Origin of the sequence: Oryzibacillus soli, assembly GCF_051594765.1 — a bacterium.
Taxonomy (GTDB): domain Bacteria; phylum Bacillota; class Bacilli; order Paenibacillales; family NBRC-103111; genus Paenibacillus_AR.
Window position 1 is genome coordinate 1 of the sequence record NZ_JBPPGJ010000005.1, and the last position, 22826, is coordinate 22826.

At 57.1% G+C, this 22826-nt stretch carries 28 protein-coding genes, 1 rRNA gene and 1 riboswitch; of the genes, 22 read left to right on the top strand and 7 right to left on the bottom strand.

What is annotated here, in order from left to right:
• Positions 1-15: 15 nt before the first annotated feature.
• The 4 genes from rrf to ACSEXW_RS07590 all read left to right on the top strand — a co-directional run bounded on the left by rrf (position 16) and on the right by ACSEXW_RS07590 (position 1651).
• Positions 16-132: ribosomal RNA gene (gene rrf, locus ACSEXW_RS07575) — 5S ribosomal RNA — on the top strand.
• 261 nt (positions 133-393) lie between these two features.
• Positions 394-924, top strand: a complete 531-nt coding sequence (locus ACSEXW_RS07580) for a hypothetical protein (protein WP_438445521.1) — start codon at positions 394-396, stop codon at positions 922-924.
• 321 nt (positions 925-1245) lie between these two features.
• On the top strand, positions 1246-1386 hold the full coding sequence (locus tag ACSEXW_RS07585) for a hypothetical protein (RefSeq protein WP_438445522.1): 141 nt from the start codon (positions 1246-1248) through the stop codon (positions 1384-1386).
• An 82-nt stretch (positions 1387-1468) separates the two neighbouring features.
• Positions 1469-1651: a hypothetical protein gene (locus ACSEXW_RS07590; RefSeq protein ID WP_438445523.1), complete on the top strand. Its 183-nt coding sequence runs from the start codon at positions 1469-1471 to the stop codon at positions 1649-1651.
• A 105-nt stretch (positions 1652-1756) separates the two neighbouring features.
• Here the strand turns inward: ACSEXW_RS07590 and ACSEXW_RS07595 are convergent, their stop codons facing one another.
• On the bottom strand, positions 1757-2209 hold the full coding sequence (locus tag ACSEXW_RS07595) for a hypothetical protein (protein WP_438445524.1): 453 nt from the start codon (positions 2207-2209) through the stop codon (positions 1757-1759).
• A 231-nt stretch (positions 2210-2440) separates the two neighbouring features.
• On the opposite strand from ACSEXW_RS07595, the gene ACSEXW_RS07600 reads away from it, so the two are divergent.
• A complete protein-coding gene (locus ACSEXW_RS07600; RefSeq protein ID WP_438445525.1) occupies positions 2441-3382 on the top strand; it encodes an aromatic acid exporter family protein in 942 nt (313 codons plus the stop codon).
• Here the strand turns inward: ACSEXW_RS07600 and ACSEXW_RS07605 are convergent.
• The 3 genes from ACSEXW_RS07605 to ACSEXW_RS07615 all read right to left on the bottom strand — a co-directional run bounded on the left by ACSEXW_RS07605 (position 3351) and on the right by ACSEXW_RS07615 (position 4606).
• Positions 3351-3728 (bottom strand): hypothetical protein, encoded by a 378-nt coding sequence (locus ACSEXW_RS07605; protein WP_438445526.1) that lies wholly within the window; start codon positions 3726-3728, stop codon positions 3351-3353. The two genes, ACSEXW_RS07600 and ACSEXW_RS07605, sit on opposite strands and share 32 nt — an antisense overlap.
• 76 nt (positions 3729-3804) lie before the next feature.
• On the bottom strand, positions 3805-4098 hold the full coding sequence (locus tag ACSEXW_RS07610) for a Rieske (2Fe-2S) protein (RefSeq protein ID WP_438445527.1): 294 nt from the start codon (positions 4096-4098) through the stop codon (positions 3805-3807).
• A 142-nt stretch (positions 4099-4240) separates the two neighbouring features.
• Positions 4241-4606 (bottom strand): WGxxGxxG family protein, encoded by a 366-nt coding sequence (locus ACSEXW_RS07615; protein ID WP_438445528.1) that lies wholly within the window; start codon positions 4604-4606, stop codon positions 4241-4243.
• A gap of 105 nt (positions 4607-4711) precedes the next feature.
• Between ACSEXW_RS07615 and ACSEXW_RS07620 the strand changes: the two genes are divergently transcribed.
• A complete protein-coding gene (locus ACSEXW_RS07620; protein WP_438445529.1) occupies positions 4712-4939 on the top strand; it encodes a hypothetical protein in 228 nt (75 codons plus the stop codon).
• 39 nt (positions 4940-4978) lie between these two features.
• Here ACSEXW_RS07620 and namA read toward each other — a convergent pair whose 3' ends face one another.
• Positions 4979-5989, bottom strand: coding sequence for an NADPH dehydrogenase NamA (gene namA, locus ACSEXW_RS07625; RefSeq protein WP_438445530.1), 1011 nt, complete (start codon positions 5987-5989; stop codon positions 4979-4981).
• A gap of 230 nt (positions 5990-6219) precedes the next feature.
• Between namA and ACSEXW_RS07630 the strand changes: the two genes are divergently transcribed.
• The 4 genes from ACSEXW_RS07630 (at position 6220) to sigF (ending at position 9094) form a co-directional block, all read left to right on the top strand.
• A complete protein-coding gene (locus ACSEXW_RS07630; protein WP_438445531.1) occupies positions 6220-7395 on the top strand; it encodes a D-alanyl-D-alanine carboxypeptidase family protein in 1176 nt (391 codons plus the stop codon).
• Positions 7396-7526: 131 nt separating this feature from the next.
• Positions 7527-7880, top strand: coding sequence for an anti-sigma F factor antagonist (gene spoIIAA, locus ACSEXW_RS07635; protein ID WP_438445532.1), 354 nt, complete (start codon positions 7527-7529; stop codon positions 7878-7880).
• Entirely contained in the window at positions 7877-8326 is a 450-nt protein-coding gene (gene spoIIAB / locus ACSEXW_RS07640; protein WP_438445533.1) for an anti-sigma F factor, read from the top strand. Before spoIIAA ends, spoIIAB begins: the two co-directional genes overlap by 4 nt.
• A gap of 12 nt (positions 8327-8338) precedes the next feature.
• Positions 8339-9094 (top strand): RNA polymerase sporulation sigma factor SigF, encoded by a 756-nt coding sequence (gene sigF, locus ACSEXW_RS07645; RefSeq protein WP_438445534.1) that lies wholly within the window; start codon positions 8339-8341, stop codon positions 9092-9094.
• Between the two features lie 35 nt (positions 9095-9129).
• Here the strand turns inward: sigF and ACSEXW_RS07650 are convergent, their stop codons facing one another.
• Complete coding sequence (locus tag ACSEXW_RS07650) at positions 9130-9339, bottom strand: hypothetical protein (protein WP_438445535.1); 210 nt, start codon at positions 9337-9339, stop codon at positions 9130-9132.
• Between the two features lie 175 nt (positions 9340-9514).
• Between ACSEXW_RS07650 and ACSEXW_RS07655 the strand changes: the two genes are divergently transcribed.
• The 5 genes from ACSEXW_RS07655 (at position 9515) to ACSEXW_RS07675 (ending at position 14233) form a co-directional block, all read left to right on the top strand.
• Positions 9515-10153: a stage V sporulation protein AA gene (locus ACSEXW_RS07655; RefSeq protein ID WP_438445536.1), complete on the top strand. Its 639-nt coding sequence runs from the start codon at positions 9515-9517 to the stop codon at positions 10151-10153.
• Positions 10150-10575 (top strand): stage V sporulation protein AB, encoded by a 426-nt coding sequence (locus tag ACSEXW_RS07660; RefSeq protein WP_438445537.1) that lies wholly within the window; start codon positions 10150-10152, stop codon positions 10573-10575. The genes ACSEXW_RS07655 and ACSEXW_RS07660 overlap by 4 nt, the downstream gene beginning before the upstream one ends.
• Positions 10576-10597: 22 nt before the next feature.
• Positions 10598-12217: a spore germination protein gene (locus tag ACSEXW_RS07665; protein ID WP_438445538.1), complete on the top strand. Its 1620-nt coding sequence runs from the start codon at positions 10598-10600 to the stop codon at positions 12215-12217.
• 111 nt (positions 12218-12328) lie between these two features.
• A complete protein-coding gene (gene lysA / locus ACSEXW_RS07670) occupies positions 12329-13660 on the top strand; it encodes a diaminopimelate decarboxylase (RefSeq protein ID WP_438445539.1) in 1332 nt (443 codons plus the stop codon).
• 135 nt (positions 13661-13795) lie between these two features.
• The gene (locus ACSEXW_RS07675) at positions 13796-14233 is read left to right on the top strand and encodes a peptidylprolyl isomerase (RefSeq protein ID WP_438445540.1); all 438 of its coding nucleotides are present in this window, start codon (positions 13796-13798) and stop codon (positions 14231-14233) included.
• Positions 14234-14297: 64 nt separating this feature from the next.
• On the opposite strand, the gene ACSEXW_RS07680 is transcribed toward ACSEXW_RS07675, so the two are convergent.
• The gene (locus ACSEXW_RS07680; RefSeq protein ID WP_438445541.1) at positions 14298-14657 is read right to left on the bottom strand and encodes a response regulator; all 360 of its coding nucleotides are present in this window, start codon (positions 14655-14657) and stop codon (positions 14298-14300) included.
• Positions 14658-14831: 174 nt separating this feature from the next.
• Here ACSEXW_RS07680 and ACSEXW_RS07685 point away from each other — a divergent pair, with 174 nt between their 5' ends.
• The 7 genes from ACSEXW_RS07685 to ribE all read left to right on the top strand — a co-directional run bounded on the left by ACSEXW_RS07685 (position 14832) and on the right by ribE (position 22815).
• Positions 14832-16922: a sensor histidine kinase gene (locus tag ACSEXW_RS07685; RefSeq protein WP_438445542.1), complete on the top strand. Its 2091-nt coding sequence runs from the start codon at positions 14832-14834 to the stop codon at positions 16920-16922.
• A gap of 1 nt (position 16923) precedes the next feature.
• Positions 16924-17640, top strand: a complete 717-nt coding sequence (locus ACSEXW_RS07690; protein ID WP_438445543.1) for a response regulator — start codon at positions 16924-16926, stop codon at positions 17638-17640.
• A gap of 103 nt (positions 17641-17743) precedes the next feature.
• On the top strand, positions 17744-18304 hold the full coding sequence (locus ACSEXW_RS07695) for a phosphatidylglycerophosphatase A family protein (protein WP_438445544.1): 561 nt from the start codon (positions 17744-17746) through the stop codon (positions 18302-18304).
• A 337-nt stretch (positions 18305-18641) separates the two neighbouring features.
• Entirely contained in the window at positions 18642-19982 is a 1341-nt protein-coding gene (locus ACSEXW_RS07700; RefSeq protein WP_438445545.1) for a hemolysin family protein, read from the top strand.
• 105 nt (positions 19983-20087) lie between these two features.
• A complete protein-coding gene (locus tag ACSEXW_RS07705; RefSeq protein ID WP_438445546.1) occupies positions 20088-20567 on the top strand; it encodes a CBO0543 family protein in 480 nt (159 codons plus the stop codon).
• A gap of 73 nt (positions 20568-20640) precedes the next feature.
• Positions 20641-20851, top strand: a riboswitch (FMN riboswitch).
• Positions 20852-21018: 167 nt separating this feature from the next.
• Entirely contained in the window at positions 21019-22134 is a 1116-nt protein-coding gene (gene ribD / locus ACSEXW_RS07710; RefSeq protein ID WP_438445547.1) for a bifunctional diaminohydroxyphosphoribosylaminopyrimidine deaminase/5-amino-6-(5-phosphoribosylamino)uracil reductase RibD, read from the top strand.
• Between the two features lie 3 nt (positions 22135-22137).
• Entirely contained in the window at positions 22138-22815 is a 678-nt protein-coding gene (gene ribE, locus ACSEXW_RS07715) for a riboflavin synthase (RefSeq protein ID WP_438445548.1), read from the top strand.
• Positions 22816-22826 lie beyond the last annotated feature (11 nt).

The window sequence follows — 22826 nt, forward strand, 5'->3', positions numbered from 1 at the left end:
TGCAAACCTTGACTGTTTGGTGATAATGGCGGAGGGGAACCACGCGTTCCCATCTCGAACACGACCGTTAAGCCCTCCAGCGCCGATGGTACTTGGACCGCAGGGTCCTGGGAGAGTAGGACGTCGCCAAGCACAAACGAGCCCTTTGGTCTTTTGACCATAGGGCTTTTTTGTTTTGTGCGCGAGGTCCTACGCTGTAGAGTGTCCGAACCTTCTAATCGTGGCAGCTCGAAGCCCGGCAAGTACCGCCATTCGGCGGCCGTGGAGGTGCGGAATAGACGGTGCCAAGCACAAACGGGCTCTTGTGTCTTCTGATCTGAAATAAATTAGGGCCGGTGGAGACCCTAATGGGAGAGCTTTAGAGTGTGATAGCTGTTATGGGAGTGTGTCCCTTTGAGAAACAGGCAAAGATCCGCTGACTTTACCAAGACTCGAATTGTTGTCTATATATTGATAAACGTAAGTTTGCTGCTGCTGCTGTATGGGGAAGCCTTCTTTTCCGTGAAGGTTCCGTTTCTATCCCACTTAATCGTTCAGCTTGGGATCGGCTTCGTGATCCTTCCCTATGTGGTATACCATGTCGGCTGCTTTATACGAGATCTTCCCCAAGCTCGAGTTGGGATAGGACGCGTCTTAACCGCCGCGGCGTTATTAATTGCGATGATCATAATCGGATATTCCGTTCTGTATCATCGAATCTATAGGGTTTACGGCGGTCAGGCTTTCTCCGCAGACCAGATGTCCGAGGATGAATTTCTATATTTCAGTGTCATGACCTTCACGTCCACGGGACTAGGAGAGATCAACACGAGAGGCCCGCTAGCCAATGGTATCGCTGCATCGGAAATGCTTCTGGGTTACTTCTCCGGAACGATCCTGATGGCGATCTTAGTGTGGAAATTAATACAGAATCTCAAAGCGTAGCGCCCTTCAGTTCCGGTTGATTAATAAAATACCATAAATCACATTAAAATGTAATAAAATGGGTAAATTACTTGTGGGTCAAAGGAGGTGAACTTGTGACAGCACACAACCGTTCCATATGGAGAGCCTGGATGTTATGCATCGCTTTGGCCATACTCGCTTGCGCATGCGGTACGACTCAAGAGCATAACACGGGTGGGTCAACAAAGCAGCAATCCACGAACAAAGAAAGTAAAGGCGATCAAGGGGGAGAGATGGGAAGCGGCTCGGGAGGAGAGAACCAGGGAAAAGGAGGGACCGAAAGCGGGAGCTCCTCTGAGGGTGGAGGTGATGGGGGGAGTGAAGGTGGCGGTAGCGACAGTAAGAGCGGAGGCGGAGGAAGTCAAGGCGGCAATAGCGGCGGAAAAGGCGGCCAAACCGGAGGATCCCGGGGCAGTGGAGGATAATAACCGCAGCCAGTAGCTTGTGGCTCCAAGCTGTACATAAATGCCAGGAAAACCGGAGTACCGTGAAGGGAATGCTGTATGAAGGAGGAGGTGAAAGTATGGAGAACAAGAAGCACCGCGGCAACTACGTAGGCACCACAAATATGAGTGCGGAAAATCAGGACATGGCGTTTGTGAATGACACCTTGGAGAATGCCCAGAACGTAACCTCCATCAATCTGATGAAGGATGATCTGAATGAAGGTCGTGAGGATGAGCCGTTGAATCTGAACGGGGTCTAAATAGAGATAAGCGATGGGAGCACCACTCCGATCGCTTCTTTTTTATATGAGGAATGAGAAAAACGCCGTTCCGGCGCCTGACAGCGGCCGAAGCGGCGTTATTCCTTATTGCAGGTTGTTGGTCGCGCAAGCGGAGCCGGTGGCGTTGGAGGTTGTGACCGAGCCTGCCGTGGCAGTCGCGGTTCCACCCATAGAAGCGGTCTGCTGCATGGCAGCTTGGACCTGCTTCATCAGCTGCTCGGCTTGGGCCAAGGATTGGGTGACCATGGTCTCGGCCTGAAGAGCCTGCTGGGAGAGCTGCTGCGCTTGCTGTGCCTGCTGGAACACCTGGTTGGCGGTCTGGATCGCCTGTGTGGCCTGCTGAACGGTCAGCTTGGCTTGCTGTTGGAGCTGTTGTGCCGTTTGCTGGGCTTGCTGGGTCAGCTTCTCCGCCGTTTGCTGTGCATTCTGGATCGTGCTGGATCCTGCGGCTGAACTGGATGCCGTAGGGGTAACACCGGAGGTTGCAGTATTGGATGGAATGGTGCTGTTGGTGGAGCAGGATTGATCTGCGGTCATGGGGGATGCCTCCTCGAGTTGGATTGGTAAGACCAGTACATAGCATCGTTCCGGAAGGCGGTCCTTATTCATCCCTGATTCTAGCGTCTGTTGTCCTGCATAGGTGGTAGCCCAAGGGGAAAGCTTGTCTATAGATCTCACCCCGCAAGTTTTCCCGAGGGGGAAGAAGTCATTTACATCCCGACCACGCGTGTGTACAATAAACCCAAAAAACACGATGCGGGTGACAACATGAAGATCGGATTTCGCACTTTAAAAACCGCTGCAGGAGTCAGCCTGTCCATCCTGATCGCACAGTCGCTTCACTTGGATTACTTCACGGCGGCGGGAATATTGACGCTCTTATGCACCCAGAAATCCCGCAAGCAGTCTGCTCAAGCCGCATTCAGCCGGCTGTGCGCCTGTATGCTGGCGCTGGGATGCGCCAGCGTTCTTTTTCAACTGCTGGGCTACTATCCCTATGTGTTCTTCCTCTATCTGCTGTTCTTCATCCCGCTGACGGTCCGGCTGAGGGTGCAAGAAGGGATAGCCAGCAGCTCCGTTATCGTCATGCACGTCTACATGCATAAGACCGTAGAGCCCGGCTTCTTCCTGAACGAGATTCAGGTCATTCTGATCGGTCTCGGCATGGCTCTGCTGGTTAATTGGTATATGCCCAGTATCGACCGGGAGCTGGCGCGGTTCAAGGACGAGGTGGACGGGCTGACGGATGCGATCCTGAAGCAGATCGCCCTGTATCTCAAGGAAGGCAGCACGGAATGGGGAGGACAGGAGCTGTTGAAGCTGCCGGCCGTCTTGGAGAAGGCGAGAAGAATGGCCCAGCTGGACATGGAAAACAAGCCGCTTCGCAAGGACCGCAGCTACGAGCACTACTTCGATATCAAGAGGCAGCAATATGAGATCATGGAACGGATGCTGCCCTCCATCTCCCGGATAACGATCCAGTTGGAGCAGGGGAGCCGTCTCGGCGAATTTATCGACGAGATGAACACCTGCCTGAACAATCATCTCTATGATACGAATCTCTTGGATAAGCTGCTTGCTATCCGCGAGTACCACAAGCTGCTGCCCCTTCCCGAGACCCGGGAAGAGTTCGAGAACAGGGCCAGCCTCTATGCGGTTGCGAACGAGCTGGAGCGCTTCATTGCAACGATCCGTTCTTTAAATGCCTGAGCGGGTCATAATTATCCCGCCGCCCCTTCTGGAGCAGTATGAGCAGCTCCCGGACCCGGTCCACTTCCTCATCCTCCACCTCGGAGCCTAACCGCCGATTCAGCATCAGCGCCAGTTGAATGACGGCATCCGGCTGCTTGGTCGACACCTCCGCACCAGAGCCGCCCTGTAGCACGACATAGCGCTCCGGCTCTTCTCCTTGTTCCTCGATCAACCGCGCCACCGCCTGCTCATCCTTCAGCCCTGCAGCCTGTATGACCGGATTGCGGATCGTATAGACATCCTCGTTGAATTGATCGTCATTCTGAATGGCAATCGGAACCTGCCCCAGCATGGTCAGCCCCATAATCAGCACCTCATCCTTGATGTTTTTCCATAGGATGCGCAGAGGCGGGCCAGCCTATCACCGAATCTGTCAGGCGCTACGGAAGAAGGGCAACCAGCATTCCGTCCTTGACCTGAACCTCGTAGGTGTTCAGCTTGGCGCTCGGCACATTATGGCATCGCCCGGTGTGCAGCTCGAAGGTCCAACCGTGCATGGGGCAGACCAGCTCTCCGTCCTCCAACTCCACCGTGTCCCCCGCATGGGGGCACCGGCGGGACATCAGTTCGTATCGGTCTTCCTCTCGGAGCAGATAGTAGGCTTTGCGCTCGATTACCACTTCGGCAGGAAACCGGGAGTACCGGTCCGCTGAGCCCAATTCGATCTCTCTCAATCGTTTGCACTCCTTTCAAGGTACGATTGACCCCATTATACTTGAAGCTTGGGTTTAGTACGAATCATCGCGATAAGAGGGCGCAACAAACAGGCCGCCCCTCCCGTCCAAGCGGGAGGAGGCGGCCCGTATGCGCAGCGGATCAAGCGTTGAGCTTCGATCTGCGGCGGCTGCGCAAACCGGAAAGGCCCAGCAGACCTAACAAACCGAGAAGCCCCCAGCCGGTATTGTCATCATCGGCACCGGCTGCTTGAGTACGGTAGGTGCCGTCGGTTCCGGATTGGTTCAGGATAATCCCCGGTGTGCTGCCGGACACTCCCAACTCCACGTCGCTGCCGAAATCGGCTCCGGTGGTGTTGTTCCGGCGGGGGTGGCCGGTGGAGGTCATCGGATCGGTGCCGGAGGCCGCAGCATGGAGGACGGGGGCATCCGCCGCAAGGAACAGGCCCAGCATGGCAGCAAGGGTCAGCATGTGTTTCAAGGCCATAGAAGACATCTCCTTCTTCATGTGAATAGCCTTAGGCTCCCCTGGCTGAAGCGAAAATATGTTGATTAAGCAGGGACTTCAGGGAGTACCCTATACCGGTACTTCACAGCGGAGGAGAGGAAGTCCATGGAATCGACCAGTGTCTGGACCTTGAAGAAGAGGCCCCTGCCCGAGGTGGCTGCATTCATTATGGACAACGGAAGCGAGAAGCTGCAGGCTGAGATGGCCCGGCTGCCGATGTCCGATTATCGGAGTCTGAATGCGGCGGCTGCAGCGGATAGGATCATGACCTCCATCTCGAAGATGGATGATGAGACGTACACCGGCTATCTGCTGGACATCATCGATGAATAAACGGAAGGGACTGTCTCTCACCGGAGACAGTCCCTTTTTTTACCAGCTCCGGTAGTACTGCACCGGCGGTTTCAGCTCGGCTCCCAGCTCGGCTGCGGCCGTCCGGGCCCAATAAGGATCCTTCAGCAGACCGCGGCCGATGAAGATAAGATCCGCTTGACTCTGCTTCAAGATGTCCTCGGCCTGGGCGCCTCCGGTAATGAGGCCCACCGCTCCCGAAGGAACACCGGTGCGCTCCTTGATCTCGGCGGCATATTTCACTTGGTAGCCGGGAACGACTTGAATGCTGGCGGGAACGACGCCGCCGCTGCTGCAATCGATCAGATGAACGCCAAGGGCTCCCAGCTCCCGGACGTAATAGAGGATGTCCTCCATGCTGCTGCCTTGCGGATCGTATTCGTCGGCGGAGATCCGGACGAAGAGGGGGCCGGTCCAGACCTTCTTCACGGCCTCGACCACACGTCGAACCAGCAGGAAGCGTCCTTCCCGTCCCGCTCCGTATTCATCCTCCCGCTTATTGGCCAGCGGCGTCAGGAATTGATTCAAGAGGTAGCCATGGGCGGCATGAAGCTCGATCACATCGAAGCCCGCCGCTGCCGCACGGCTGGCTGCCGCCGCGAAGGCGTCGACGATACCGTCGATCTCCGCCAGCGTCAGCTCGCGGGGCTCCGGCATTCCCGGGAAGGCTATGGCCGACGGAGCGGCTCCGGCCGGTACGGCCTCGCTCTTACGGCCGGCATGGGCCAGCTGGATCCCCGCCTTGGAACCGTTAGCGTGGATCTGCTCTGTCAAGGACCGGAAGCCGGGGATCTGCGCATCCTCCCAGAGGCCCAGATCCCGCTTGGAGATGCGGCCCTCCGGCAGCACAGCCGTAGCTTCGGCGATTATGAGGCCGACTTGGCCCACCGCCCGGCTCACGTAATGGACCTGATGCCAGGGGGTGACCTGACCGTCTTCGGCCGTGCTGGAAAACATGCACATCGGCGACATGACGATCCGATTCTTCAGTTCAACACCGCCAAGAGTGATAGGGGAGAACAATAAGGACATCTTCATTCCTCCTGTAACTAATTTGAGTACAGTTTAACCGAATCCCATCCATTCCGCAAGCGAATTAGAAAACGGCGCCGTCCCTCATCCATCATTTCGACCGATAAGAATATTCCGGCAGGAATTGGTCAACAATGGTAATCAGACTGCAGCGCCAAGCCGGAGCATCACCGATCAACCAAGCCGGTTCCATTGGCTATGCCATTTTTCTAGGGAGGGACCTGAATCCGATGCTGAAAAAGTGTTTGTCCGGAATGCTAATCTTCACATTAATGCTGTTTGCTCTGATGCCTGTCGCTTTCGCCGAAGAAAAAGCTCCCCAGGCGGTTGATCTGGCGCCCAGCTCCAGATCGGCCATCCTGCTCGATGCGGATACCGGTACCGTCATGTTCGAGAAGAATCCGGACGAGAAGCTGCCTCCGGCCAGCATCACCAAGATCATGACCATGCTGCTGGTGATGGAGGCCTTGGATCAAGGCAAGCTGAAGATGGACGAGAAGGTCCGCACCAGCGAGTACGCCGCCTCTATGGGCGGGTCCCAGATCTTCCTCGAGGTCGGGGAGGAGATGACCGTTCAGGACATGCTGAAGGGGATCGCCATGGCTTCGGGCAATGACGCCTCCGTGGCGATGGCCGAGAAGATCGGCGGCTCCGAGCAGGGCTTCGTGCAGATGATGAATGAGAAGGCCAAGCAGCTGGGGATGAACAACACCCACTTCGCCAATCCTAACGGCTTGCCTGCGGACAACCATTATTCCTCTGCCCGGGATATCGCCATCATGTCGAGAGAGCTTCTGAAGCATGAGGAGATCACCAAGTTCACGAGCCAGTACCAGGACTATCTGCGCAAGGATTCCGAGCGCCCCTTCTGGCTGGTTAACACCAACAAGCTGGTCCGCTTCTATAATGGGGCCGACGGCCTGAAGACCGGCTACACCAGCGAAGCCAAGTTCTGCCTGTCCGCTACCGCGAAGCGGGATAACTTCCGCATCATCACCGTGGTGCTGGGCGAGCCCGACACCAAGACCCGGAACGCCGAAGTGTCCAAGCTCTTCGATTACGCGTTCTCCCAATATACGAACCATCCGCTCGTGAAGACGGGCGACGTCCTTGGCGAGGTGAAGGTGAAGCGGGGCAAGCCTGAGGCCATCCAGCTTACCGCCAGCCACCAATACAGCATTCTGTTGAAAAAAGGCGAAGCCACCGATGGCATTCGACACGAGCTGCAGATCGATCCGGAGCTGAAGGCGCCTCTTCAAGCCGGACAGCCGATCGGGAAGATCGTGGTGTACAAAGGGGACCAGCAGGTGAAGGAGTTCCCGCTGGAGTCTCCCGTAGAGGTGCCGAAGGCCGGCTGGTGGGATATGGTGAAGCGGACGACCTCCCACCTGTTCTTCCTGGATTAGCCTCGAACCGTAGCCGAATGTAGGGGCTCTTGACCGCTTCTGGATCTTTTCTTCTAGTTTTGTCGGGAGGCAGGAATCCATTTCCTGGATGTAGAAAGTGTCACTCAAGTCAGAAAGAGGAGTGAGCACACATGAGTCTACACGTGGAGATGGAGCATGGATCGAAAGCGCTGATCGTCCGGCTCAAGGGAGAATTGGACCACCATACGGCGGAAGCGGTCAAAGCCCGCATGGAAGAAGCGATTAACCGGGGAAATGTCTCCCATGTGGTCGTAAACCTTAAAGAGTTGAAGTTTATGGACAGCTCCGGGCTGGGCGTGCTTCTGGGCCGCTACAAGCAGGTCAGCGGCAAAGGCGGCAAGATGGTCCTCTGCGAGGTCGGCCCCTCCGTGTACCGGCTGTTCGAAATGTCGGGACTCTTCAAGATTCTGGCGGTGAAGGAGAACGAGCGTCAAGCGATCTCCAGTCTGGAGGTCGTATCATGAGTGAGTTCCGCAACCACATGAAGATTGATTTCGCCAGTATGTCCGAAAATGAGTCGTTCGCCCGCGTCGTCGTGGCCGCCTTCGTCTCCCAGCTGGATCCCACGCTGGATGAACTGACTGATATTAAGACCGTGGTGTCGGAGGCGGTGACCAATGCCATCATCCACGGCTATGACAACGACCCGAACGGCGTCGTCACGATCCAAGCCGAGATCCGCAACGACACGGTGCGCATTCAGGTCATCGACCGCGGCGCGGGCATCGCCGATCTGGAGCAGGCGCGACAGCCGCTGTATACCTCGAAGCCGGAGCTGGAACGGTCGGGCATGGGCTTTACGATCATGGAGAATTTTATGGACCAGATGGAAGTGGAAACGCAGCCGGGACAAGGCACCACTGTGACCATGACAAAGCGAATTGAAACCAAAAAAGCTTTGTTCAACTAGGGAGTTTGATCTATGGATGTCGATTTGAAACACGCCTCCCATCATTATTTGGACGATAACGAAGTGAAGCGGCTCATCGCCTTAAGCCAAGCCGGGGATCACGTTGCCCGGGACACCCTGGTGAACTGCAATATCCGTCTGGTGTGGTCGGTGGTTCAGCGCTTCCTGAACCGGGGCTACGAGGCGGAGGATCTGTTCCAGATCGGCTGCATCGGCCTGCTGAAATCCGTAGACAAGTTCGATCTATCCTACGATGTGAAGTTCAGCACCTACGCGGTTCCCATGATCATCGGCGAGATTCAGCGGTTCCTCCGGGATGACGGGACGCTGAAGGTAAGCCGCTCTCTGAAGGAGCTGGCCAATAAGGTCCGCAAGACGAAGGATGAGCTCTCCAAGCGGATCGGACGTCTGCCTACCATCAAGGAGGTGGCGGATGAGCTGGGCATCTCGCCCGAGGATGTGGTGTTCGCTCAGGAAGCGAACAAGCCGCCGTCTTCGATCCATGAGACGGTGTTCGAGAACGACGGGGATCCGATTACGCTGATGGACCAGATTGCGGATGACACGCAGGAGAAATGGTTCGACAAGCTGGCTCTGAACGAGGCTATCGGAGGGTTGTCGGAACGGGAGCGACTCATTGTCTACCTCCGTTACTTCCGAGACCAGACCCAGTCGGAGGTGGCCAGCCGCCTCGGCATCTCCCAAGTCCAGGTATCCCGGCTCGAGAAGAAAATTTTGCAATCCATCAAAGACCAGATCGCCCAATAGGGCGCTGGTCTTTTTTTGGTGCCTGCGATGAAGGTTCAGCGGTCCTTGATCCAGAGCTCGTAGAATAGTCCGGTCAACAGGAGTGGGACTCCCATGACCAGGGTAAAGTAGGGGTACAGCAGGCTGAAGAGGGTAGGATAAGTCCCGGATACGGGAGCGATCATGGGCAGGGATGCGGCCAGCAGAACGAATCCGGTCCAGAACACGGGATTGCGAAGCACCCCCCGCCAACGGCTGGGTTCCATTGATTTCCAACTCCTTCTATAAACTCTCTATTCTTCTAGACGAAGAAAATGCTAGAAAGTTGACACCTGCGGTTAACGGAAGCCGAAAAATTGCATACTATCCTGTACATTCCCTTCAAGGACCGTCCGGGAATCGCACCCGCAGCATCGACACCGACTTAGGGAGGGAGAGCCTATGGTCCGGAGCACGGAGACGCCTTGTCTGTATCTGCGTTTCCGCAAAAGAATAACCGTCCGCCGAGGGGAGCCGGTTACGTTGGGGAAAGTGGCCCAGATCCTGACTGAGCCGGAGTTGGAGACGAGGGTAACGGAGCTTCTGGTGACGCAGCCGCAGGAGAAGGACGGGAATCTCATTCTGGTGGATATGATGCAGGTGGTGAAGCTGGTTCGTGAGCTGGACCCCCGCATGCAGGTGGAGCACTTCGGAGATCCCCATACGATCGTGGAGATCGCCGAGCGGGAGCGCAAGCGGCATCCGCTACTGATCGCTGCCGTCTGGCTGCTCCTGTTCATCGGATCGGGCCTGGCCATCATGAACTTTCACGAGGACGTTAGCATGCCGGAGGTCCACCTGCGGATCTACGAGCTGCTGACGGGTGAGAGGCCCACGCACCCGTACTGGCTGCAAATTCCGTATTCCTTCGGCATCGGCGCGGGGATGATTCTGTTCTTCAACCATTGGTTCAAGCGCAAATTCAATGAGGAGCCCAGCCCGCTGGAGGTGGAGATGTTCTTGTACCAGCAGAACATGAACCACTACGTCGTCGCCGAAGAGTACGCGAAGATGCCGCCCGGCGGAGGGAAGGAAACATGACGGGCCTATGGGCAACCGCTGCCGTCGCATTCATCGGATTGGCGGGCGGACTGGCCGTGGGCAGCGGCATGGTGGCTTTTTTGGTCGTGCTGGACATCATCCCCCGATTAGCGCAGATTACCCGGTCCTACGACCGGATTCATTGGTACGAAGGGGCGGTGGTGGCGGGAGCGGTCTATTGGACCTTCGCCGATTTTTTCGACCTCCGGATGAACGCAACCGTGCTCCTTCCAGGCTTCGCCGGCCTCCTGTGCGGCCTCTTCGTCGGCCTTCTGGCCGCCGCCTTGACGGAGGTCATCAATGTTCTGCCCATACTGGCTAAACGCCTTGGCATGTCCCGGTATATGCTGTGGCTTCTGATGGCTATGGTATTCGGGAAAGTGTTCGGTTCCTTGTTCGAATGGCTGATCTACCACGGATAATTATGACAGCGAGGTGTTAGCAATGACTTCAGACCAAACGGAGCACCGGGAATATTCGATCCTTCCTGAAGGGCTGGTTCCCGCGGATGTGAACGACCCGGATCATCCCGGCACGGCCAAGCCGTCCAAGCAGGCAAGCATCAAGGAAAAGAGCATGTCCCATCAGGAGCAGCAGTTAAAAGACATGGACGCCATTCCGGACACCATGGAGGAGATCAAGCGGGCCCTTCAGGAGAAGGTGGGACTCGGCGTCAGCTTCGATCTGGTGCTCCGGGAGATGACGTTCGGAAGCCGGAAATGCGGGATCTTCTATGTGAACGGGTTCGCCAAGGACGCGGCCCTCATCGAGGTGCTGAAAAGACTGACGTACACGGACTCGTCCGACCTGAAGGAGCATTCGATCGAGACCCTGCAGGAGAAGCTGATCCCGCATAATCAAGTGGATAAGGTGGAGAAATTCGGGGACCTCATCGAGAAGGTCCTGAGCGGCATGACGGCGCTGTTCGTGGAGAAGGCCGGAGCGGCTCTGGTCATCGACGCCAAGAGCTACCCTGTCCGCAGCACCCAGGAGCCCGACCTGGAACGTGTAGTCCGTGGTTCAAGGGACGGCTTCGTCGAAACTCTGATGACTAATGTGGCCCTAATCCGCAGGCGTCTTCGCGATCCGAGGCTGAAGTTCGAGATCATGAAGGTCGGCACCCGCACCCGCACGGACATCTGCATCGCCTACATTCAGGATATCGCCAACCCGGAGCTGATCGACGGCTTCCGCAAGAAGATCAAGAAGGTGGTGCTGGACGGGCTTCCGTTGGGGGAGAAACAGCTTGAGGAAGTGCTCGTGAATAAGAACGGATGGAATCCGTACCCCTTGGTCCGCTATTCCGAACGTCCGGACGTGGTGGCCTCCCACTTGCTGGAGGGGCACGCCGTCCTGATGGCCGATACTTCCCCCAGCGCCATGATTCTCCCCTGCAGCTTCTTCCAGCTGATGCAGCATGCAGAGGAATTCCGGCAGACCCCCGCGGTGGGAACCTATATGAGGTGGGTCCGTTACTTCGGCATCCTGGCTTCCTTGTTTCTCCTGCCCTTGTGGTATCTGATGGTCGCCCATCCGGAGCTGAAGCCGCCGGGCATGCCGTGGATCGGGCCGCAGGAAACCGGCAAGCTTCCCGTACTCGTGCAGTTTATGATCGCCGAGCTCGGCATCGATATGATGAGGATGGCAGCCATTCATACGCCGACCCCTCTGGCAACCGCCATGGGCTTGATCGCGGCCATTCTGGTTGGGCAGATTGCGGTGGAGACGGGAATGTTCGTCAACGAGGTCATCATGTATATGGCGGTCGCAACCATCGGGATGTTCGCAACGCCCAGCTATGAGCTCAGCATGGCCAACCGGCTCTCGAGGCTCTTCCTGCTGCTTGCCGCGGCGGCGTTCTCCATTCCCGGCCTTGTGGTGGCAGCCACCATCTGGCTCGTGCTGCTGACACTTCAGCGTTCGTACCAATCGCCGTACATGTGGCCCTTCATTCCCTTTAATGCAAAAGCCTGCTTGACCCTTCTGATCCGCAAGCCCTTCGGCCACGGCAAGAAACGGCCTAGTCTGACCCAGACACTGGACAGCACGCGGCAGCCGACCTAGCGGAAGGAAAGTGCAAATCAGTAGGAGCATTGTATATGGCAAAAAAGCTTGTTCTGTGATACCTTAATGATAATCTTTATTAAATCATTAACGGTCAAAGGAGAACTCTCTATGTATTTGCACGGAACAAGTCGAATCAACGATCACGGTCATTTGGAAATCGGCGGTGTGGATGCCGTGAAACTGGCGTCCGACTTCGGCACGCCGTTGTATGTGGTGGACGAGGCATTGGTGCGTCAGCGCTGCCGGGAATTCGTCGAGGCCTTCAAGGCTTCCGGCTTGAAGTTCCAGGTGGCTTACGCTAGCAAGGCATTCTGCGTCATGGCCATGTGCCGCATTGCGGACGAAGAGGGCATGTCCCTGGACGTCGTATCGGACGGGGAATTATATACGGCGCTGCAGGCAGGCTTCCCGCCGGAGCGCATTCACTTCCACGGCAACAACAAGACGCCGCAGGAAATCGAGATGGCTCTCGATGCGAAGATCGGCTGCTTCGTCGTGGACAACTTCGTGGAGCTCCAGCTCCTGAACGCATTGGCCGGCGAGCGCAACCGCAAGGTGAACATTCTGCTCCGCATTACGCCGGGCGTATCCGCCCATACTCATGAATACATCTCCACGGGCCAGCAGGACTCCAAGTTCGGCTTCGACCTGGGCAACGGCGCTGCATACCGGGCCATCGAGGAAGCGTCGAAGCTGCCGAACCTGGAAATTCTGGGGGTTCATTCCCACATCGGCTCCCAGATCTTCGAAGTGGAAGGCTTCAAGATGGCCGTCGAGAAGGTGATCGGCTTCGCCACCAAGGTGCGCACCGAGCTGAACGTGCTCTTCAAGGTAGTCAACCTGGGCGGCGGCTTCGGCATCCGCTATGTGGAAGGGGATAGCCCGCTGCCGGTAGCCCAGTATGTCAATGCGATCGTGGACAGCATCAACACCTCCTTCGCCGGCCATGATTATCCGGTGCCGGAGATCTGGATCGAGCCGGGCCGCAGCATCGTAGGCGATGCCGGCACGACGCTGTACACCGTGGGGACCTACAAGGACATCCCGGGCATCCGCAAGTACGTGGCGGTGGACGGCGGCATGACCGACAACCCCCGTCCGGCTCTGTACGAATCCAAGTACGAGGCAATGCTGGCCAACCGTGCCACGGAGAAACAGGAAGAAGTCGTATCCGTTGCAGGCAAGTGCTGCGAGAGCGGCGACATGCTGATCTGGGATCTGGAGCTGCCGAAGGTGCAGACCGGCGACGTTCTGGCCGTTGCCTGCACAGGCGCTTACAACTACGCCATGGCCAGCAACTACAACCGGATCCGCCGCCCTGCGGTGGTCTTCGTGAAGGACGGCCAGGCGGATCTTGCCGTGAAGCGGGAGTCCTTCGGCGATATCGTCGGCAACGATGTGATTCCGGAGCGTCTGCAGAAGCAGACCGCACACGCTTAAGCCAATTTCTAGAACGCAAGAACCCGGCTGGTTACCAGAGCCGGGTTCTTTTTTATCGGGGAAGATTTGTTTTCAAGGACAAACCCGGGTAAAATAGATCATATTGCCACTATAAAAGAGGAGTGTTACCCAACCATGAGCAAATTTGCGTACATCGATATGGAAAAAGGCGGCACCGTCAAGATCGAGCTCCATGAGAAGGATGCCCCGGGCACCGTCGGCAACTTCGAGAAGCTGTCCGGCGAAGGCTTCTACAACGGACTGAAGTTCCACCGCGTTATTCCGGGCTTCGTCGCCCAAGGCGGCTGCCCCCACGGCACCGGTACCGGCGGACCGGGCTACACCATCAAGTGTGAAACTGCAGGCAACCCGAACAAGCACGTACGCGGCGTATTGGCCATGGCCCATGCCGGCAAGGATACCGGCGGCAGCCAGTTCTATATCACGTATGACGCGTTCCCGCATCTGGACGGCGTTCACACCGTATTCGGCAAAATAGTGGAAGGCATGGATGTGGTGGACAAGATCCAACAGGGCGACAAAATGAAGGAAGTCCGCGTGGTTGAGGAATAAAGGCAAGCAAAAACGGCTGAGTCCGGCAAGGGAGATCCCTTGCGGCTCAGCCGTTCTTATTTTGTTAACCCATAACCTTGGCGATGGCTTCGAGCAGCCGCTGCTGCTGCAGGGGCTTGACGATGAAGTCCTTGGCGCCCGCCTGGATGGCGTCCAGCACCATAGCGTGCTGGCCCATGGCCGAGCACATGATGACCTTGGCCTGGGGATCCAGCTTGCGAATATTTTTCAGAGCCGTTACCCCATCCATATCCGGCATCGTAATATCCATCGTCATGACGTCGGGCTTGGCGTTCGGATACAGCTTAACCGCTTCCTCTCCGTTTTTAGCCTCCGCTACGATCTCATGTCCGCTACCCTTAATCATTTCACGGATCATGGCCCGCATGAATGCCGTATCGTCGACGATCATAATTTTTGCCATGGCCATCCTCCTTCTGTCTGTATTACCCTCAATATACCAGAAGAGGAGAGCCGCATGTCTCAAAATCCCATTAAAAATGGTTCAAGAGTGATTCAGACTCCAACTGCGGGTTACCCCGGTGCTCTTCTTCTGATAGAATGATAGACAGAATAAATAAAGGGGCGAGCGACAGTCATGATCCCATCCTCCCATACGAAGCTCCTTCTGATCCGAATCGTCTTCCTGCTCTTGGCTGCCATCCTATGGGGGCCAACCGTTCCCGCCAGCGCTGCTCGCGAGGAGCTGAGCGGAATCAGTCAGGGGCTGCTGGATTTGTCTGCTCCAACCGACAGCTCCCCAAGCCGCGTGTCCCTCGACGGCTTGTGGGAATTCCATTGGGGACAACTGCTTGAGCCGCGGGAGCTGTCCCATGCTGCAGCAGACCCGGCGGCATACATTCAGGTGCCGGGAATCTGGGGGCCGGGTAATCCTTCGGCGCCGGAGAGGCATGGCTATGGCACCTACCGGCTGCAGATTCGATTCTCCGACGCAGAGTCAGGGCATCTGAAGTCCATCTACATCCGTAACGCCGCCACCGCTTACCGCATCTGGGTCAACGGGGTGGAGCTGGGGGGCAACGGCACGGTAGGGACTAGCCTGCATGACATGATCCCCAAGAATTATGCGAAGGTCTTCACCTTTCCGGTGCGTCCGGAGTTCAATGAGGTCGTCATCCAGGTGAGCAACTACGTCCAGCGCAAGGGAGGGCTATGGTCCTCCATCCAGCTGGGGGATCCGTTAGCCATTGCGGACCAGCGGGATGCCAACGCCGCCTCGCAGCTGTTCATCGGTTCAGCCCTGTTCATGATGGGCCTCTATCATCTGGCCGTCTTCCTGCTGCGGCGCAACAAGCTGGCCGTCCTGACGGGCGGCGCCTGCTTCCTGGTGTGCATTCGCTCCCTGCTCCTGGGGGATACCTTGCTGGTCCGGCTTTTTCCCGGCATTGGCTGGGAGTGGGGGGTCAAGTTCGAATACTGGGGCGTCTATCTGTGCGTTTCCATGTTCGCCTTATTCGTCCGCGAGCTGTTCCCGTTGGAGACCAACCGGGTGGTCATCGGCATTCAGTGCGGCATCAGCGCCGGAATCGCTCTCTTCGTGCTTCTGTTCCCCGCCCGGGTGTTTACTTTGGGCATCCTGGTGTTTGAAGTGTTCCTGGTCGCCTCCGCCTTGTACCTGTTCTATACGATCATCCTGGCGGTCCGGGAGAAGCGGGTCGGCTCGAAGCTCTGCTTGTTCGGCGGATTGGTGATTATTGTTACGGTGGTCCATGATGTGCTGTATTACAATCACTACATTGCCGGGATCGACCTGGCTCCCTATGGCGTGCTGGCCTTCTTCTTCGCTCAGACTCTGGTGGTGGCGCTCAAGTTCGTCAAAGCGTATGCGGAGGTGGAGCGGCTCTCCGGAGCGCTCTCGGAGATCAATTTGAAGCTGGAGGAGAAGATCGGGGAGCGGACGCGGGCCTTGGAGGTCAGCAACTCGTACCTGGTCTATGCCAATGAGCATCTGAACCGGGTGGAGAACTCGCGGCGGGAGCTGATCGCCAACATCACCCACGAGCTGGGAACTCCGATGACCTCCATCCAAGGGTACATGAAGGCCTTCCTGGACGGGGTAGTCCAGCCGGAGAAGCAATACATTCGCATCATCTATGACAAAATCCAGCTGGCCGAGCGGCTCGTCCAGGACCTCTTCGATCTGACCAAGCTGGAGGAGGGCCAGACCAGCTTCCATATGGTGGATGTGATCGTGGAGGAGCTGTTCATGGACCAATTCTCCAAGTTCCGGTGGGATGTGGAGGAGATGGGCATCCGCTTCGTAATGAAGCAGCCCGAGTCTCCGGAGGATATGCTGGCCATCGTGCGGATCGACCCGATCCGGATCCGGCAGGTGCTGAACAATCTGATCGGCAATGCGCTGAATTACACGATGGAGGGCGGCACCATCACCCTGGCCGGCGAATATTCGGGCGACCGCCTCATCCTGTCGGTCTCGGATACGGGCAAGGGCATAGCCCCTTCGGTGCTGCCCCATATTTTCGACCGATTCGTCAAGGACTCCGGACCCCGCCGCAACGCCAAGGGCGGCAGCGGACTGGGGCTGGCCATCGCCAAGGAAATCGTACTGCACCATGGCGGCAACATGAGCGTTACAAGCGAACCGGGAAAAGGAAGCACCTTCTTCTTCGATCTCCCGGTCGAATTCATACCAATGGTGGTGGACTAACATGGCTTCTGAGAAATTGCTGGTTGCCGAGGATGACCAAGAGATTCGAGAGCTGATGGTACTGTATCTGGAGAAGCACGGCTTCCGAGTGACGGCCGTCGAGGACGGGCTTCAGGCCTTGAGGATGTTCGAGAAGGAGCTGCCCGATCTGGTGCTTCTGGACATCAATCTCCCCATGATCGACGGTTTCGGGGTTTGCAAGGAGATCCGCAAGGTGTCCAACGTGCCCGTCATCTTCATCAGCTGCCGGAACGATTCGGAGGATGTGGTGAACGGTCTCGAGATCGGCGGGGACGACTACGTCACGAAGCCCTTCGATCCCGTTGTTGTACTCGCACGGGTTCAGGCGAACCTGAGGCGGGCTCCGATCTTCAACCGCTCCCGGACCCAGGCGGTCCGGCCGGAAACAAGCGATGTGCTTCACTTCGGCGCCTTGACCGTGGATTTGAAGAATTACGCCGTCCGGCTGGACGGACAGCAGGTGCCCCTGTCGGCCAAGGAGGTCCAGCTCCTGTTCTTCCTGTCTCAGAACCCCAATCAGGTGTTCACGACCGAGCAGCTGTATCATCATGTATGGGGAGCGGAGAGCAATTCCGATACCCGGACCGTATTGGTGCATATCAGCAGCCTGCGCAAGAAGATCGAGCCGTCGGCCGAATCGCCCAAGTACATTCACAACATCCGCGGCATCGGATACAAGTTCAGCTATGGAAGCTGATGGCAGGCTATGGCAAGCCGACACGAAGTTTCCATACTCATGTCATGTCCAACGCTCGCATAATTTGCTATGATAGGGTTATCTCTGTCAGGGAGGAACCTAAATGAAGAGACATGTGCACAGCAGCGAGGTCCGGAACGCCGTTTACCGCCGGTTGGAGGAGAGGGGCGTTACCCTGGAAGAAATCGCCGAGATCGTCTACGAGATGCAAGTGCCTTACCAGCCCGAATTGAAAATGGAAACCTGCATGGATTGCATCAAGGCGGTTCTGGATAAGCGAGAGGTCCAGCATGCCGTATTAGTCGGCATCGAGCTTGATGTGCTGGCGGAGAAGGGACTTCTGTCCGAGCCGCTGCAATCGCTGATCGAGACCGACGAAGGACTGTTCGGCATCGATGAAACCATTGCCTTGGGCGCGGCCTTTATGTACGGCTCCATCTCCGCGACCACGTTCGGCCATCTGGACAAGCATAAGATCGGTGTCATCAAACGTCTGGATACCAAGCACGGGAACGGTGTCCACACCTTCCTGGACGATCTGGTCGGTGCCATTGCAGCAAGCGCCTCCAGCCGGATCGCTCATCAGCACCGGGACCGGATGGAGCGCGAATACGAGGGGCAACAGCTGCGGCTTGCAGCGGACCCGCAAGAGAACGCAGGCTGAATAGAAGAATCACACCAGGACGGCGGGAGCAACCAGCATACCGCAGTCCTTTTTTATGTGAATCGGGCTTCCATTTTCTGTATCTATCAGGTTTCGTTATAAAACAACGGTTTTGGACCGTTAGGACCGAAATCCGGCTTTTAGGGCGATTCTCGAGGATTCGCCGGAGATATTTCACCTTCTGCCACCATCGCATGACCCGGGAGGAGCACTTCGGCAGTTTGACGCAACAGCCTGTTTCCGTTTATATTCATAATAAGTCTTTATCTATATCTACTTATCAATTGAAGGAGGTGTATCCTAACCGGTCGATTCTGTAGACGGTTAGGAAAACATTTTGGGCATTGACCCGTTACCTGCGTGGTTGAATTTGATTTTGGTGTTGGTTTTTGTCGGTTTGAACGGCTTTTTCGTAGCGGCGGAGTTCGCATACGTGAAAGTAAGGGCCAGCCGCATTGACGCATTGGCTGAAGAAGGACGCGTACTGGCGAAATACGCCCAGCGAATCCTCCGCAATCTGAACGCCTACTTGTCCGCCTGCCAGTTGGGTATTACGCTGACGTCCCTGATTCTGGGCTGGCTGGGTGAGCCTACGGTTTCGAGACTCCTGGAGCCCGTATTTAACCGGATGGGCCTGCCTGAGGCTGCGAACCACACCATCTCATTCATCATTGCATTTGCAGTCATTACCGCATTCCATATTACCCTGGGGGAACAGTTCCCCAAGACGTATGCCATCCGCCAGTCGGAAGCCATTACCCTGTGGACCGCGCTCCCGGTGATCGGCTTCAACTACATCATGTACCCCTTCATTTGGTTCCTGAACGGCGCATCCAACTGGCTGCTCCGCAGATCAGGCATCGAACCGGAGGTAGGACATGAATCGGCGCATACCGAAGAAGAGATCCGCGTCCTGATGCAGGAGAGCCATAAGAGCGGTCTGATCGACAAGGCTGAGATGACCCTGATGGACAATATCTTCGAATTCAGTGAGACCACCGCCCGGGAAATTATGATTCCGAGAACGGAGATGGCGTGCTTGTACGCCAACCTCCCGATTGAGGATAATATAGAAATCGCCTTGAATGAGATGCGCACCCGCTTCCCGGTCTGTGATCCCGACAAGGACAATATCATCGGATATATCCATATCAAGGATCTCTTCAACCCGCGTGACCGGATCCGGGACATTCGGAGCATCCTAAGGCCTCTGACCACCGTGCCGGAGAGCATCTCCATCAGCGCGCTTCTCGCCAACATGCAGCGCAAGAAGCATCAGATGGCCCTCCTGATCGACGAGTACGGCGGTACCGCCGGCTTGGTGACGGTGGAGGACATCCTGGAGGAGATCGTAGGCGAGATCCAGGACGAATTCGACGAAGAACGGCCCAGCATCGAGATCCGTGAGGAGGACACCTTCTCCGTAGACGGACTGCTGCTCATCGCCGACTTCAACGATTATTTCGGAACCGAGATCAGTACGGAGGAATACGACACCATCGGCGGATGGGTGTATTCCCAGGTCGAGATTCCACCGCGGAAGAACGATCGGATCGTTTACGAGAAATTCGAATACACCATCGAGGAAACGGATCACCTGCGGATTGCGAGACTGAAGGTCCGCAAGCTGAAGCAGGATGCCGGCGGTCTGGAGATGGAGGACGGAATCGGCGCATAAGCCTGTTCCCTAATAGGAGCCCCTTGGCGGGCTCCTTTTCTTTTTGCAGGGAAGAGGATTAGCCCGTGTCTTGCGGAGGAATATTGTAATACAGGAGGGGAGCGCATGTATATCAAAGAGTGGACGATCCATGGGGCCGCGCTGGTTATCGTCATCCTGATCTTCATCCGGACCTATCGCCGGCTTCCTGTCCGGGACATGCTTCTGGTGTTTTTCATACAAGCCTATATCTCCAGCTTCTTCGGCGTCCTCGTCGTTTCCGAGGGCTGGATCGATTATCCGGTACGCCTGCTGCCACAATATTTCGACTCCTCGATCCTGTTCGAGTACGTGGCCTTCCCTGCCTCCTGCGTGCTGTTCTACGAGACGACCTTGAAGGCGAACCATAGCGGCATTCTGTTCCAGGCCGTGCTGTACAGCAGCATCATGACGTTGGTGGAGGTGGCCTTGGAGCGGAATTCGATGGTCATCCAATACCATGCATGGGACTGGTATGATTCCTTTGCAAGCCTGGCGCTAACCTTCCTGCTGGTCCGTTACCTGATCGCGGGGATCCGGCATTTGTCCGCAGTCAAGGCAAGTTGATGAAAAGACTCGGGATTTTCTTGCAAAAACCGCATCCCGGTGGTAATATTCAGCTTAAGTTAACTTCATAGCTGAACATCTTCGGGGCGGGGTGGAATTCCCCACCGGCGGTGATCCGGTCGTACAGCGTTCCACAGGCAGCAGCAGCGCCTGGCTTACGATCCGGTCAGTCCGTGACCCGAGCCGGCCAACGGGGCTCCTTATGAGCCTGCCAGATGGCGCCGGCCGGTGGACTTGGTGAGAATCCGAGACCGACAGTATAGTCTGGATGGGAGAAGATGATGGCGTGACCGCTGTTGGACAGATGCGTCTGGCAAGTTCCTTTTTTCACAAGGGGACTTCGACGACCATCGATTCATCGGATTTATTTGGCCATGCTTTCGATATCACCCCGCCCCGGAGCTCCTGAATACAGGAGCCGGGGTTTTTTTGGCGTACAAGGAGACGAGATATGGGAGACGACAGAACGAAGCTGAATGATGAGACTTATATGCGGCTGGCATTGGAGCTGGCTGCCGGTGCGCTGGGCCAGACGGGCATCAATCCGGCGGTGGGGTGCGTCATCGTGAAGGACGGGCGCATTGTCGGCATGGGGGCACACCTGAAGCGGGGCGAGGCCCATGCGGAGATCCACGCGCTGCGGATGGCCGGACCGGAGGCGGAGGGGGCTACGGTCTATGTGACCTTGGAGCCCTGCAGCCACCACGGGCGAACGCCGCCCTGCGCGGACCGGCTGGTCCAGGAGAGAGTGGGCCGGGTGGTCGTGGCTTGTACGGATCCGAATCCGCAGGTGGCGGGCCGGGGGATTCTCCGCTTGAAGGAAGCAGGCATTCCCGTGGATACCGGCTGCTTGGAGCAGGAGTCCCGGGACTTGAACGAGGTGTTCAATCACTATATTCTGACCCGAACCCCCTTCGTCACCGTGAAGACGGCCAGCACGCTGGATGGCAAGATCGCAAGCAGGACCGGGGACAGCAAGTGGATCAGCGGGGAAGCCTCCCGCGCCTATGTCCATACCCTCCGGCATCGCAGCCAAGCCATCATGGTGGGCGTCGAGACGGTGCTGGCGGATGATCCGTCCTTAACCACTCGCCTGACGGTGCCGGGCTTGAATCCGATTCCGGTCATTGCGGATTCCAGTCTCCGGATCCCGGATACAGCCCAAGTGCTGTCCCGGCCGGGAGCGATCCTGCTGACCACTTACGACGCTCCCAAGGAGAAGATCCGGCGCCTGGAGGAGCAGGGTCACACGGTGCTGCTGACGGGCTTCGGCCCCAGAGTGGACCTTCGGGAAGCGATGAGGCTGCTGGGCGAGCGGGAGATCTCCTCCATTCTGCTGGAGGGGGGAGGCAGGCTGAACGGAGCCATGCTGGCCGAGGGACTGATCCAGAAGGTCATTCTGTTCCTCGCACCTAAGATTATCGGCGGCATGGGGGCGCCCGGCAGCTTTACCTTCGACGGCTTCGACCGCATGCAGGAAGCCATCCGGCTCGGGCGACTCCGCACGGAGAGCTTCGGGGACGATATCTGCATCACCGGATATCCCCTATATGGAGAGGAGGGATAGAAGATGTTTACGGGTATTATCGAAGAGATCGGAACCCTTCGAAGGGTGTACCGCCAGGGCAAGGCCATGATGCTGACGGTCGGCGCCAGGAAGGTGCTGGAGGACGTGGCCCTGGGAGACAGCATCGCGGTTAACGGCGTGTGTCTGACCGTCGTCGCGTTCGACTCGGAATCCTTCACCGCCGATGTGATGCCGGAGACCTTCCGCCAGACCAACCTGGGAGAGCTCGCCTCCCGCAGCCGGGTGAACCTGGAGCGGGCCATGGGAGCCAAGAAGCGGTTCGGCGGGCATATCGTCCAGGGCCATGTGGATACTACAGGAAGGATCACCTCCAGGATTCCCGAGGAGAACGCCGTGGTATTCACCGTGGAGCCGGAGGACAAGGACGTGCTGCGCTATGTGCTGCCTCGCGGCTCCATCGCCATCGACGGCATCAGCTTGACGGTCATCCGGGTGACGGAGCGGGAGTTTGCCGTCTCCATCATCCCCCACACATTGGCGGAGACGGTGCTGGCGGATAAGGGGGCCGGTGAACAGGTCAATCTGGAAACCGATATCCTGGGCAAGTATGTGGAGAGGCTCTTGACCTTCCGTAAGGGAGACGAGGGCGGCTCGGCAAGCCATAACGCCAAGAAGGGCGGCCTGACGGAAGCTTTTTTGGCAGAGAACGGATTTCTGTAAGCAGAGGAACT

Coding starts and splice junctions, on each gene's coding strand:
- ACSEXW_RS07590 (WP_438445523.1), top strand. CDS start 1,469: ATGGAGAACAAGAAGCACCGCGGCAACTACGTAGGCACCACAAATATG.
- ACSEXW_RS07595 (WP_438445524.1), bottom strand. CDS start 2,209: ATGACCGCAGATCAATCCTGCTCCACCAACAGCACCATTCCATCCAAT.
- ACSEXW_RS07600 (WP_438445525.1), top strand. CDS start 2,441: ATGAAGATCGGATTTCGCACTTTAAAAACCGCTGCAGGAGTCAGCCTG.
- ACSEXW_RS07605 (WP_438445526.1), bottom strand. CDS start 3,728: ATGGGGCTGACCATGCTGGGGCAGGTTCCGATTGCCATTCAGAATGAC.
- ACSEXW_RS07615 (WP_438445528.1), bottom strand. CDS start 4,606: ATGAAGAAGGAGATGTCTTCTATGGCCTTGAAACACATGCTGACCCTT.
- ACSEXW_RS07620 (WP_438445529.1), top strand. CDS start 4,712: ATGGAATCGACCAGTGTCTGGACCTTGAAGAAGAGGCCCCTGCCCGAG.
- namA (WP_438445530.1), bottom strand. CDS start 5,989: ATGTCCTTATTGTTCTCCCCTATCACTCTTGGCGGTGTTGAACTGAAG.
- ACSEXW_RS07630 (WP_438445531.1), top strand. CDS start 6,220: ATGCTGAAAAAGTGTTTGTCCGGAATGCTAATCTTCACATTAATGCTG.
- spoIIAA (WP_438445532.1), top strand. CDS start 7,527: ATGAGTCTACACGTGGAGATGGAGCATGGATCGAAAGCGCTGATCGTC.
- spoIIAB (WP_438445533.1), top strand. CDS start 7,877: ATGAGTGAGTTCCGCAACCACATGAAGATTGATTTCGCCAGTATGTCC.
- sigF (WP_438445534.1), top strand. CDS start 8,339: ATGGATGTCGATTTGAAACACGCCTCCCATCATTATTTGGACGATAAC.
- ACSEXW_RS07650 (WP_438445535.1), bottom strand. CDS start 9,339: ATGGAACCCAGCCGTTGGCGGGGGGTGCTTCGCAATCCCGTGTTCTGG.
- ACSEXW_RS07655 (WP_438445536.1), top strand. CDS start 9,515: ATGGTCCGGAGCACGGAGACGCCTTGTCTGTATCTGCGTTTCCGCAAA.
- ACSEXW_RS07660 (WP_438445537.1), top strand. CDS start 10,150: ATGACGGGCCTATGGGCAACCGCTGCCGTCGCATTCATCGGATTGGCG.
- ACSEXW_RS07665 (WP_438445538.1), top strand. CDS start 10,598: ATGACTTCAGACCAAACGGAGCACCGGGAATATTCGATCCTTCCTGAA.
- lysA (WP_438445539.1), top strand. CDS start 12,329: ATGTATTTGCACGGAACAAGTCGAATCAACGATCACGGTCATTTGGAA.
- ACSEXW_RS07675 (WP_438445540.1), top strand. CDS start 13,796: ATGAGCAAATTTGCGTACATCGATATGGAAAAAGGCGGCACCGTCAAG.
- ACSEXW_RS07680 (WP_438445541.1), bottom strand. CDS start 14,657: ATGGCAAAAATTATGATCGTCGACGATACGGCATTCATGCGGGCCATG.
- ACSEXW_RS07685 (WP_438445542.1), top strand. CDS start 14,832: ATGATCCCATCCTCCCATACGAAGCTCCTTCTGATCCGAATCGTCTTC.
- ACSEXW_RS07690 (WP_438445543.1), top strand. CDS start 16,924: ATGGCTTCTGAGAAATTGCTGGTTGCCGAGGATGACCAAGAGATTCGA.
- ACSEXW_RS07695 (WP_438445544.1), top strand. CDS start 17,744: ATGAAGAGACATGTGCACAGCAGCGAGGTCCGGAACGCCGTTTACCGC.
- ACSEXW_RS07705 (WP_438445546.1), top strand. CDS start 20,088: ATGTATATCAAAGAGTGGACGATCCATGGGGCCGCGCTGGTTATCGTC.
- ribD (WP_438445547.1), top strand. CDS start 21,019: ATGGGAGACGACAGAACGAAGCTGAATGATGAGACTTATATGCGGCTG.
- ribE (WP_438445548.1), top strand. CDS start 22,138: ATGTTTACGGGTATTATCGAAGAGATCGGAACCCTTCGAAGGGTGTAC.